Genomic DNA, 11791 nt, shown 5'->3' on the forward strand with positions numbered 1-11791 from the left:
CGCCGACATCCGCCGTACGAGTGCCTGCCATCTCGTGCGGCGGATCGTTGATATAGAGGCAAGGCAGAAGAATTCCCCAGAAACCCGTGGAACCCGCAGATTCCACGGAATCCGATTGAGGAAGGCACGCCGCCGCACGTGAGGGACACACGAGAGAGCCGGCTGCTCCTGGTGCTGCTGGTCGCCATCGCGTTCGCTTTGATCACGGTGGACATCCGCGGCGGCGAGGACTCACCGGTCGACGGTGCCCGCCGGGCCGCCGCGACGGTGTTCGGTCCGGTCGAGGAGGGGATGTCCTCCGCCGTCGACCCGATCGGCAACGCCATCGGCGCGGTACGCGACTCAGGAGAGCGCCACAACCGCATCGCCGAACTGGAACGCCAGAACGCCGCCCTGAAGGCGAAGCTCGGCAGCGACGACCGCAACCGCAGCCGGGTGCACCAGCTCGACAGCATGCTGAAGAAGGCGGGCGCGGGCCAGTACGGCATCAAGGGTGCCGAGGTCATCGGGATAGGAGCGGCCCAGGGCTTCTCCTGGACCGTCACCATCGACGCCGGTGCCCACGACGGAATCAAGCGCGACATGACCGTCCTGAACGGCGACGGACTGGTCGGCCGCGTCACCACGGTCGGCCCGAGCACCGCGACCGTCCTGCTCGCCAACGACCCCGACTTCACCGTCGGCACCCGCATGGAGAAGACCGACGAGCTCGGCTTCGCCACCGGCCAGGGCGACCGTCCGCTCTCCGTCCAGCTGCTCAACGGCAAGGCCAAGGTCAAGAAGGGCGACCGCCTGGTCACCTTCGGCTCGCGCAAGGACAAGCCGTTCGTGCCGGGCGTCCCGGTCGGCGAGGTCGTCCGCGTCGACCCCTCGGGCGGCGACCTCACCCGCAACATCTACGTGAAGCCGTACGCCGGGTTCACCAAGCTCGACATCGTCGGTGTCGTCGTCGAGGCACCCCGCGAGGACCCGCGCGACACGGTCCTGCCGAAGAAGCCCGAGAAGCCCAAGCCGACCCCGACGGTGACCGTCACGGCCACCCCGTCGGGCCGGCCGCCCGCCGAAGGCGCCGACACCGGCGACGACGAGCAGTAGGAGACCGGACCCATGCGCCTCAACCGAATCCTGCTCTCCACCGCCCTCGTCGTCGTCGCCCTCGTCATCCAGGTCAGCGTCCTGGCCCGGCTCCAACTCCCGGGCGCGGTGCCCGACCTGGTCCTGCTCACCGTCCTCGGCCTCGCCCTCGTCTACGGCCACGTCGGCGGCGCCCTCGTCGGCTTCTGCGCCGGGCTCCTCGCCGACCTGGCGCCGCCGGCCGACCACGCCGTCGGGCGGTACGCACTGGTGCTCTGCGTCGTCGGCTACCTCGCGGGCCTCGCCAAGCCCGACAACGGCCGGCTCCGCTCCGCCACCGGACCCCTCGTCGTGGTCGTCAGCGCCGCCATCGGATCGACGCTGCTCTACGCGGGCGTGGGCTCCCTCGTCGGGGACACCGCCGCCCGCCATGTGGGCCTGATCGGGCTCCTGTTCACCGCCGCGCTCTACGACCTGCTGCTCGCGCCCTTCACGGTGCCGCTGATCATCGCCCTCGCCCGGCGCGCCGAGAACGACCCGCTGGGGGAGAACTCGCCCGTGAACAAGGCGGCCGACGTCTCCTCCGGCTGGCTCTCCTCCGGCACCGGGCTGAGCATCGGCAACCAGCGCGGCGGCGGCCTGCGGGCGAAGGCGGCCAAGGCCAGAGTCGCCCGCGCGGGCCGCATCAAGGGGGTCAAGCGCCTGTGAACGCCACCCGGCCGGCCCCGCGAGCGCCCGCGGACACGCACAGGTCGAGCGTGTACACGTACTACCCGTACGCACACTGAGAGGGGGAGGCAGCAGCAGTGACCAACATCCCCGAGACCGGACGGACCCCACGCGTCCAGATCCGCCTCATCGTCATCCAGATCCTCGTCGTCTCCCTCCTGCTCACCCTCGGCGGCCGCCTCTGGTACCTCCAGGTCCGCAACGGCGACGAGTACGCCGAGGAGGCCTCGGGCAACCACGTCCAGCAGGTCGTCCAGCCCGCCGTGCGCGGCTCCATCCTGGACGCCCGCGGCGTGCCGATCGCCGACAACGAGACCCGCCTGGTCGTCTCCGCCTCCCGCACGGACCTGATGAAGATGAAGGACGACGGCAAGGCGGTCCTCGCCAAGCTCGCCGACGTCCTCGACATGAAGCCCGAGGACGTCGCGGGCAAGGTCCGCCTCTGCGACGCCAAGACGCCGCAGCCCTGCTGGAACGGCTCGCCGTACCAGCCCATCCCCATCACCGACGAGGCCACGCCCCGGCAGGCCCTGCAGATCCGCGAGCGCTCCGAGGACTTCCCCGGCATCACCGCCGAGCCCACCGCCGTGCGCCGCTACGCCGCGCCCGGCAAGTCCAACACCGCGCAGGTCCTCGGCTATCTCTCGCCCGTCACCGACGAAGAGATCAACAAGGCGGAGAACACCGACTCGCCGTTCCTCCGCTCGGACATGGTGGGCCGCTCCGGTCTGGAGCGCACGTACGACAAGCAGCTGCGCGGCAAGGCCGGCGTCACCCGCTACGAGGTCGACAACCTCGGCCGCGTCATCGGCAAGGCCAAGTCGGACGAGGCCAGGTCCGGCGCGAACGTCGTCACCAGCATCGACGCGCGCGTGCAGGCCGTCTCCGAGTACTGGCTGAACGACGCGATGAAGCAGGCCCGCAAGGAGTTCGACAAGAACACCGGGGAGAACTACAAGGCCGACGCGGGCGCCGTCGTCGTCATGGAGAACAAGACGGGCCGCGTCGTCTCCATGGCCTCCAACCCGACGTACGACCCGAACGCCTGGGTCGGCGGCATCTCCGGCAAGGACTACGCGCGCCTCACCGGCAAGACGTCCAACTACCCGCTGCTCAACCGCGCCATCCAGGGCCAGGCCGCCCCCGGCTCGATCTTCAAGGTCATCCCGACGACCGCGGCGGTCAACGCGGGCTACGACTTCAACGGCCGCTACCCCTGCCCCAGCTCGTACTCCATCGGCGGCCAGACCTTCAAGAACTACGAGTCCAAGGGCCACGGCTCCATCACCCTCGGCCAGGCCCTTGAAGTCTCCTGCGACACCGTCTTCTACAAGCTGTCGCACGACCAGTGGCGCAAGGACGGCGGCAACAAGCCGGCGAAGCACCCCAAGGACTGGTTCTACAAGACCGCCCACCAGTTCGGCCTCGGCAAGGAGACCGGCATCGACCTCCCCAACGAGGTCACGGGCCGCGTCCCCGACCGCCAGTGGAAGAAGGACTACTGGAAGGCCAACAAGGACGCCTGGTGCAAGCAGGGCAAGAAGAGCGGCGGCGACTACGCCGAGCGCATCGCCTACGAGAACTGCCTCGAAGGCATGAAGATGCGCGCCGGTGACTCCGTCAACTACTCCATCGGACAGGGCGACACCCTCGTCACGCCGATACAGATGGCCACGATCTACTCCGCCATCGCCAACGGAGGCACCCTCCACGACCCCACCGTCGGCAAGGCGATCATCAGCGCCGACGGCAAGCAGGTCGAGGAGATCGCGCCCAAGTCGCACGGCAGGCTGCCGTTCGACGCCAAGCTGCAGAAGGACATAGACGGTGCCCTCGCCGACGTCGCCACGCGCGGCACGGCGGCCTGGCGGTTCCAGGGATGGCCGCAGAAGAAGATCCCGATGCACGCCAAGACGGGTACCGCCGAGGTCTACGGCAAGCAGACCACCTCGTGGTTCGCGACGTACACCAAGGACTACACGATCGTCATGACGATCGCCCAGGGCGGTACGGGCTCGGGCGCCTCGGGGCCCGCAGTCCGCAAGATCTACAACGCGATCTACGGCCTCGACGACGACGGCAAGCAGGACCTGAAGAAGGCCCTCCTGCCCGAACCGCAGAAGAACCTGCCGAAGATCGAGACCGACGGCTCCATCGACTCCCCGAAGATCAAGCCGTACAAGCCCGAGGCGCCCAAGCCGCCGGCCGAGGAGCAGCAGCTGGCCGGGCCACCGGCGGCCGACTGGAGGCGTGACTGATGACCGGCAGTGGTTTCTCCGTCTCCGGGTACGGGCCCGAGCGGTCCGGCATGTCGCGGCTCCTGGCCCGCGACTCGATAGTGCGCCGGCTCGACTGGCCGATGCTGCTCGCGGCGATCGCGCTCTCCGGGATCGGCACCGCGCTCGTCTACTCCGCGACCCGCAACCGCACCGAGCTCGTCGGCGACGACCCGTGGTCCTTCGCGCTCAAGCACGTCCTGAACACCGGCATCGGCTTCGCCCTGATGATCGGCACCGTCTGGCTCGGCCACCGCACGCTGCGCACCGCCGTGCCGATCCTCTACGGCATCTCCGTCTTCCTGGTGCTGCTCGTCCTCACCCCGCTCGGCGCGACGATCAACGGCGCGCACGCGTGGATCGTGCTCGGCGGCGGCTTCTCGCTCCAGCCCTCCGAGTTCGTGAAGATCACGATCATCCTGGGCATGGCGATGCTGCTCGCGGCCCGCGTCGACGCGGGCGACCGGGAGCATCCGGACCACCGCACGGTCGTGCAGGCGCTCGGTCTCGCGGCCGTGCCCGTGGCGATCGTGATGCTCATGCCGGACCTCGGTTCGGTCATGGTCATGGCGATGATCGTGCTCGGCGTCCTGCTCGCCTCCGGCGCCTCCAACCGCTGGGTGTTCGGCCTGCTCGGCACCGGCGTCGCCGGTGGCGTCGCCATATGGCAGCTCGGCGTCCTCGACGACTACCAGATCGCCCGCTTCGCCGCCTTCGCCAACCCCGCGCTCGACCCGGCGGGCGTCGGCTACAACACCAACCAGGCGCGCATCGCCATCGGCTCCGGCGGCCTGACCGGCACCGGTCTGACCAAGGGCTCCCAGACCACCGGCCAGTTCGTCCCCGAACAGCAGACGGACTTCGTCTTCACGGTCGCGGGCGAGGAGCTCGGCTTCGTGGGCGCGGGAGCGATCCTGCTGCTGCTCGGCCTCGTCCTGTGGCGCGCCTGCCGCATCGCCCGCGAGACGACCGAGCTGTACGGCACGATCGTCGCCGCCGGGATCATCGCTTGGTTCGCCTTCCAGGCCTTCGAGAACATCGGCATGACACTCGGCATCATGCCGGTGGCCGGTCTCCCGCTGCCCTTCGTCTCGTACGGAGGTTCGTCGATGTTCGCGGTCTGGGTGGCCGTGGGGCTGCTCCAGTCGATCAAGGTGCAGCGCCCGATGTCGGCGTAGGCCGCGCCCAGGTCCTGTCGTAGGCATGTTTGCCTTCGTCTTTCGCGTCTAGATTCAATTCATGGCGGAGACGAAGCGCGAGATCGAGCGGAAGTACGACGTCGGGGCGGACGCGACGCTGCCCGACCTGTCCGGGGTCGCCGGGGTCGCGGACGTCGTCGACAGAGGCGTCGTCGAACTGGACGCCGTCTACTGGGACACCATCGACCAGCGCCTGGCCGCGGGATCGGTGACGCTGCGGCGCCGCACCGGCGGCGCCGACGAGGGCTGGCACCTGAAACTGCCGGTGTCGCTCGCCGACGGCGTGCGCGACGAGGTCCGGGCGCCGCTCTCCGACACGGTGCCGCGCGCGCTCGCCGGCCTCGTCCGCTCCCGGGTGCGCGGGGCCGAACTGGTCCCCGTCGTACGGCTGCTGACCGCACGGACCCGCTGCCACCTCCTCGACGCCTCCGGCGCCCTGCTCGCCGAGGTCAGCGTCGACCGCGTACTGGCCGAGCGGCTCGCGGGCGGCGCCGGCACCGTCGACTGGACCGAGGCCGAGGTGGAGCTGGCGGACGGCGGCGACCCCGCGCTCCTCGACAAGGTCGAGAAGAAGCTGAAGAAGGCGGGCGTGCGGCGCTCGGCGTCGACCTCGAAGCTGGCCAGGGCGCTGGACGGGACCGAACCGCGCGAGGACACCGGCCGCAGGGCCAGGACCGAGACGTCCGTGAACGGCGGCAAGAAGGCCGGGAAGAGCGAGGCGGTGGCCGCGGTGGTGCACGAGGCCGTCGGCGAGGGACCCGGCTGTGCCGGGGACCACGTCCTCGCCTACCTCCGCGCCCAGCGCGACGCGATCGTCTCGCTCGACCCTGCCGTCCGCCGCGAACTGCCCGACTCCGTGCACCAGATGAGGGTCGCGACGCGGCGGCTGCGCAGCGCCTTCAAGTCGTACCGGAAGATCCTCGACCGCACGGCCACCGACCCCGTGGGCGACGAGCTCAAGTGGCTCGCGGGCGAGCTGGGCGTCGCCCGCGACCAGGAAGTCCTCAACGAGCGGCTCGCCGCCCGCGTCGGCGCGCTGCCGCGGACCCTCGTGCTCGGCCCGGTGCGCGGCCGGCTGCGCGTCTGGGACGTCGCACGCCGCACCGGCGCGCTGCACAGGACGGTCGCCGTCCTGGAGAGCAGGCGCTACCTCGCGCTCCTGGACGCGATCGACGCCCTGCTCGCCGAACCCCCGCTGCGCCCCGCCGCCGTGACACCGCCGGAGAAGGCGCTGCCCAAGGCGGCGCTCAAGGACTACGCCCGCCTGGCCACCCGTATCGGACACGCCCTGGAACTGCCCCCGGGCCACGAGCGCGACCTCGCCCTGCACGCCGCCCGCAAGGCCGCCAAGCGTGCCAGGTACGCGGGCGAGTCGGCGGTCCCCGCGCTCGGCAAGCCCGCGAAACGGTTCGCCAAAAGGATGAAGGCCGTCCAGAGCGTCCTCGGCGACCACCAGGACAGCGTGGTCGCGCGCGAGGCGCTGCGGGCGCTGGCGATCCAGGCGCATCTGGCCGGGGAGTCCGCCTTCACCTGGGGGCTTCTGTACGGCCAGGAGGAGGCGGCGGGCGCGGACCGGCAGCGGGAACTGCCGGAGGCCTGGGCCGCGGCTGACCGCAGGAAAGTGCGGGCGGCGCTGGGTGGCTGAGCAGCGGGGTACGCTTGATGGTCACCCCTGCCAGCTCATGAAGGTCCGCGATGTCTGCCGAATCGGTCTTCCCACAGCTCGAAGCTCTGCTCCCGCATGTGCAGAAGCCCATCCAGTACGTCGGCGGTGAGCTGAACTCCACCGTCAAGCCGTGGGACAGCTGTGACGTCCGCTGGGCGCTCATGTACCCGGACGCGTACGAGGTCGGACTGCCCAACCAGGGCGTCCAGATCCTCTACGAGGTCCTGAACGAACGCACGGGCGTCCTCGCCGAGCGCACCTACAGCGTGTGGCCGGACCTGGAGGCCCTGATGCGCGAGCACCGGGTCCCGCAGTTCACCGTCGACTCGCACCGCCCGGTCGGCGCCTTCGACGTCTTCGGCCTCAGCTTCTCCACCGAGCTCGGGTACACCAACATGCTGGCCGCCCTGGATCTCGCGGGCATCCCCATGGAGGCCAAGGACCGCACCCTGGACGACCCGATCGTGCTCGCGGGCGGCCACGCGGCCTTCAACCCCGAGCCGATCGCCGAGTTCATCGACGCCGCGATCATCGGCGACGGCGAGCAGGCCGTGCTCGACATGACGGAGATCATCCGTGCCTGGAAGGCCGAGGGCCGCCCCGGCGGCCGCGAGGAGGTCCTCTTCCGGCTCGCCAGGACCGGTTCGGTCTACATCCCGGCGTTCTACGACGTCGAGTACCTCCCCGACGGCCGGATCGGCCGCGTGGTGCCCAACCGCAGCGGCGTGCCGTGGCGCGTGTCCAAGCACACCGTCATGGACCTCGACGAGTGGCCCTACCCCAAGCAGCCCCTCGTCCCGCTCGCCGAGACCGTCCACGAGCGCATGTCCGTGGAGATCTTCCGCGGCTGCACCCGCGGCTGCCGTTTCTGCCAAGCCGGCATGATCACGCGCCCCGTGCGGGAGCGAAGCATCACCGGCATCGGCGACATGGTCGACAAGGGTCTCAAGGCGACCGGCTTCGAAGAGGTGGGCCTGCTCTCCCTCTCCTCCGCCGACCACAGCGAGATCGCCGACGTCGCCAAGGGCCTTGCCGACCGGTACGAGGAGGACAAGATCGGCCTGTCCCTCCCCTCGACCCGCGTCGACGCCTTCAACGTGGACCTGGCCAACGAGCTGACCAGGAACGGCCGCAGGTCGGGCCTGACCTTCGCCCCCGAGGGCGGCTCCGAGCGCATGCGCAAGGTCATCAACAAGATGGTGTCCGAGGAAGACCTCATCCGCACCGTCGCGACCGCGTACGGCAACGGCTGGCGCCAGGTGAAGCTGTACTTCATGTGCGGCCTGCCCACCGAGACCGACGACGACGTCCTGCAGATCGCCGACATGGCGATGAACGTCATCCAGAAGGGCCGCGAGGTCTCCGGGTCGAACGACATCCGCTGCACGGTCTCGATCGGCGGCTTCGTGCCCAAGCCCCACACGCCCTTCCAGTGGGCCCCGCAGCTCTCCTCCGAGGAGACCGACGCCCGCCTGGAGAAGCTCCGCGACAAGATCCGCGGCGACAAGAAGTACGGCCGCTCGATCGGCTTCCGCTACCACGACGGCAAGCCCGGCATCGTCGAGGGCCTGCTCTCGCGCGGCGACCGCCGCATCGGCGCCGTCATCCGCGCGGTCTACGAAGAGGGCGGCCGCTTCGACGGCTGGCGCGAGCACTTCAGCTACGAGCGCTGGATGCGGTGCGCCGAGAAGACGCTGCCCGAGGTGGGCGTCGACGTCGACTGGTACACGACGCGTGAGCGCACGTACGAGGAGGTCCTGCCCTGGGACCACCTGGACTCCGGTCTCGACAAGGACTGGCTCTGGGAGGACTGGCAGGACTCCCTCGACGAGACCGAGGTCGAGGACTGCCGCTGGACGCCGTGCTTCGACTGCGGCGTGTGCCCGCAGATGGACACCCATATCCAGGTCGGCCCCACCGGCAAGAAGCTCCTGCCGCTGACGGTCGTGAAGTAGCGGGGACCGGTACCGAAGCCGTAGCTCCGAGCGGCCCGCAGATGCCCCGACTCGTCCTGCCCACCGCCCTGGTGCACCGCTCCTACATCGCCGCGATGGAGGAGCTCCGGGCCGAGGGGCAGGGCGGGCCCGGCGACGACACGACACTCGGCAGCACCCTGCGCCAGTACGGCACCCGCTGGCGCGACCCCGCGGTCTTCGAGTCGTACGTCGCCGAGGTCCGCGCCGCCGCCTACCCCGCCGAGCCGCTCGCCGTCCCCGTCACGACCCTCTGGTACGTCGAGGGCGCCCACTACCTCGGCCGCGTCACCGTCCGGCACAGCGTCGCCACACGGTTCCTGCGCGAGTACGGCGGCCACATCGGCTACGACGTCCGCCCCACCGCCCGCCGCCGCGGCCACGCCACCGACATGCTGCGCGCCTGCCTCCCGTACGCCGCCGAACTGGGCCTGGAATCCGTCCTGGTGACCTGCGACACCGACAACACCGGCTCGCGCAAGGTCATCGAGGCGGCGGGCGGCACGTTCGAGGACGAGCGGGGCGGGAAGCTCCGGTACTGGATCGGGACGGGACGGATCCGAACCGGCGCCTCAGGCGTCTAGGACAACATGGACCTGGAAAAGCGGCCCCAGCAGGATCACCGGCCGACCGAGCAGGTGGCCCCGCGGCCCCCGGCGCCCGCGCCACCGCGGGCGGAGGGCTGTCTCGCCGTCGCGATCCGCATTCCGGTGCGGATCGTGGTCCTTGTCCTCGTCGTGCCCGTGCGCCTGGTGTGGGACGCGCTCGCCGTCTGCGGCACGTTCGTGTACAGGAACGCGCTGCGCCCGCTCGGACGCGGCATCGCCGCCGTACTGACCTGGCTGTTCAAGGCGGTGTTCGTCTGGCCGTGGGTGGGCCTGTGGCGTTATGTGGTCGTGCCGGTGGGCACGGGTCTCGCCTGGCTGGGCCGCCTGCTGGTCGTGACGCCCCTGATGTGGCTGTACGCGCGCGTACTGACCCCCATCGGGCACGGCATCGCCTGGGTGCTGCGCGGCATCGGCGCCGGGATCAGCTGGCTCGGGCAGAGCGTCACCGCGATGGTGATCGGCATCGGCACGGGTCTCGCCTGGCTGGGCCGGATGCTGATCGTGATCCCGGCCATGTGGCTGTACGCGCGCGTGCTGACTCCCATCGGACACGGCATCGCCTGGCTGGCCCGGGCCCTCGGCACCGGCGCCGCCGCTGCCGGACGCGGCATCGCCGCCGTACTGACCTGGCTGTTCAAGGCGGTGTTCGTCTGGCCGTGGGTGGGGCTGTGGCGTTATGTGGTCGTGCCGGTGGGCACGGGTCTCGCCTGGCTGGGCCGCCTGCTGGTCGTGACGCCCCTGATGTGGCTCTACGCGCGCGTGCTGACCCCCATCGGACACGGCATCGCCTGGGTGCTGCGCGGCATCGGCGCCGCGATCGGGTGGCTCGCACAGGGCATCTGGACGGTCGGCGCGACGCTGCTGCGCTGGATCTTCGTCGTGCCCGCCGTCGCCGTGTGGCGGTGGGTGCTCGCCCCCGTTGGCCGGGCGATCGCCGTCGTGGCGCGGGAGATCGGCGACGCGCTCGGCCACGCCTGGCGCGTCGCCGGGCACATCTCCCTCGTGGTCGGCCGCTTCCTCGGCCGACTCCTTCGGTGGATCTTCGTCGAGCCGGTGCGGTGGGCCTACCGCTCGGTGCTCACGCCCGTCGGGCACGTGGTCCGCGAAGCGGTGTGGCGCCCCGCCGCCGAGGCCGCCAGGAGCGTCCGGCGCACGGCGCGGCAGGCGATCGCGTCGGCGCGGGAGAGCGTGCGCCAGGCCCGGGCCGACGTCCGGCGGATGCTGTTCGGGGCGCCGAAGGAGCCGGCGCCGGTACCGGTGGCCCGGCGGGAACCCGCAGCGCCCGAGGCACGTACTCTAGGTAGCAGTACGACCGCACTCACGAAGGACTGAGAGAACTGGGCAAGCGACAGCCCGTAGGCCCGCCGCCCGCACCCGCGGTGCAGCGCATCCGACTGCGTTACACCAAGCGCGGCCGCCTCCGGTTCACCAGCCACCGTGACTTCCAGCGCGCCTTCGAGCGTGCGCTGCGCCGCGCCGAGGTGCCCATGGCGTACTCGGCGGGGTTCACCCCGCACCCGAAGGTGTCGTACGCCAATGCCGCACCCACCGGCACGGGCAGTGAAGCCGAGTATCTGGAGATCGCGCTCACCGCGCAGCGCGACCCGGACAAGCTCCGTGAGCTCCTCGACGAGTCGATGCCCGCCGGGCTCGACATCGTCGACGCCGTCGAGTCCCGCACGTCCGGGCTCGCCGACCGGCTGACGGCGTCCGTCTGGGAACTGCGTCTGGACGGTGTGGAGCCCGCGGCGGCCGAGCGTGCCGCCGCGCTGTTCACGGCCGCCGAGCAGGTCGAGGTGCAGCGCCGTACGAAGAACGGCATGCGCACTTTCGACGCACGCGAGGCCGTCGTGAGCCTGGCGCCGGTCACCGACGGTGAAGCCATCGCCGCCGACGCTGATAGGCCGACCGACAAGCCCTGTGCGATACTGCGGCTGGTTGTTCGGCACGTGACACCTGCCGTACGACCTGACGACGTCCTGTCCGGTCTCCGAGCTGTGGCCGACCTGGCGCCGCCGGTCCCCGCAGCGGTGACCAGGCTGGCGCAGGGGCTTTTCGATGAAGAGACCGGCACGGTGACCGACCCGCTCGCGCCCGACCGCGAGGCAGTCACGGCCGCATCATCCACGGCCGCCGTAACTGCCGCCGCGAAGGCGCCGGCGACGGAAGGCCCCCGTTAAGGACGTACGTCACCGCGCAGCCCTCGTACTCGGGAGCCACCTGGGTCGGGCAGCGCACTGACCGAGACTTTCGCCAGGCCGTTCGC

At 70.7% G+C, this 11791-nt stretch carries 9 protein-coding genes; all 9 read left to right on the forward strand.

Going from position 1 to position 11791, the window contains the following annotated elements:
- Positions 1-138 precede the first annotated feature (138 nt).
- Positions 139-1095 carry a rod shape-determining protein MreC gene (mreC, locus tag ACFVYL_RS10475; protein WP_389714403.1) on the forward strand — a complete coding sequence of 319 codons (957 nt, stop codon included), beginning with the start codon at positions 139-141 and terminating at the stop codon, positions 1093-1095.
- 12 nt (positions 1096-1107) lie between these two features.
- Positions 1108-1782, forward strand: a complete 675-nt coding sequence (gene mreD / locus ACFVYL_RS10480) for a rod shape-determining protein MreD (RefSeq protein WP_389714404.1) — start codon at positions 1108-1110, stop codon at positions 1780-1782.
- Between the two features lie 98 nt (positions 1783-1880).
- Positions 1881-4061 (forward strand): penicillin-binding protein 2, encoded by a 2181-nt coding sequence (gene mrdA, locus ACFVYL_RS10485; protein WP_389714406.1) that lies wholly within the window; start codon positions 1881-1883, stop codon positions 4059-4061.
- Complete coding sequence (gene rodA / locus ACFVYL_RS10490; RefSeq protein ID WP_389714408.1) at positions 4061-5257, forward strand: rod shape-determining protein RodA; 1197 nt, start codon at positions 4061-4063, stop codon at positions 5255-5257. The genes mrdA and rodA overlap by 1 nt, the downstream gene beginning before the upstream one ends.
- A 61-nt stretch (positions 5258-5318) precedes the next feature.
- Positions 5319-6923 (forward strand): CHAD domain-containing protein, encoded by a 1605-nt coding sequence (locus tag ACFVYL_RS10495; protein WP_389714409.1) that lies wholly within the window; start codon positions 5319-5321, stop codon positions 6921-6923.
- A 50-nt stretch (positions 6924-6973) separates the two neighbouring features.
- Complete coding sequence (locus tag ACFVYL_RS10500; RefSeq protein WP_389714411.1) at positions 6974-8899, forward strand: TIGR03960 family B12-binding radical SAM protein; 1926 nt, start codon at positions 6974-6976, stop codon at positions 8897-8899.
- Positions 8900-8940: 41 nt separating this feature from the next.
- Positions 8941-9501 (forward strand): GNAT family N-acetyltransferase, encoded by a 561-nt coding sequence (locus ACFVYL_RS10505; RefSeq protein WP_389714412.1) that lies wholly within the window; start codon positions 8941-8943, stop codon positions 9499-9501.
- A gap of 6 nt (positions 9502-9507) precedes the next feature.
- On the forward strand, positions 9508-10857 hold the full coding sequence (locus ACFVYL_RS10510; protein ID WP_389714413.1) for a hypothetical protein: 1350 nt from the start codon (positions 9508-9510) through the stop codon (positions 10855-10857).
- 47 nt (positions 10858-10904) lie between these two features.
- Complete coding sequence (locus tag ACFVYL_RS10515) at positions 10905-11705, forward strand: TIGR03936 family radical SAM-associated protein (protein ID WP_389714415.1); 801 nt, start codon at positions 10905-10907, stop codon at positions 11703-11705.
- The last annotated feature ends 86 nt before the right edge of the window (positions 11706-11791 follow it).

This window comes from Streptomyces sp. NPDC058308, assembly GCF_042880275.1.
In the GTDB taxonomy this organism is placed as follows: Bacteria; Actinomycetota; Actinomycetes; order Streptomycetales; family Streptomycetaceae; genus Streptomyces.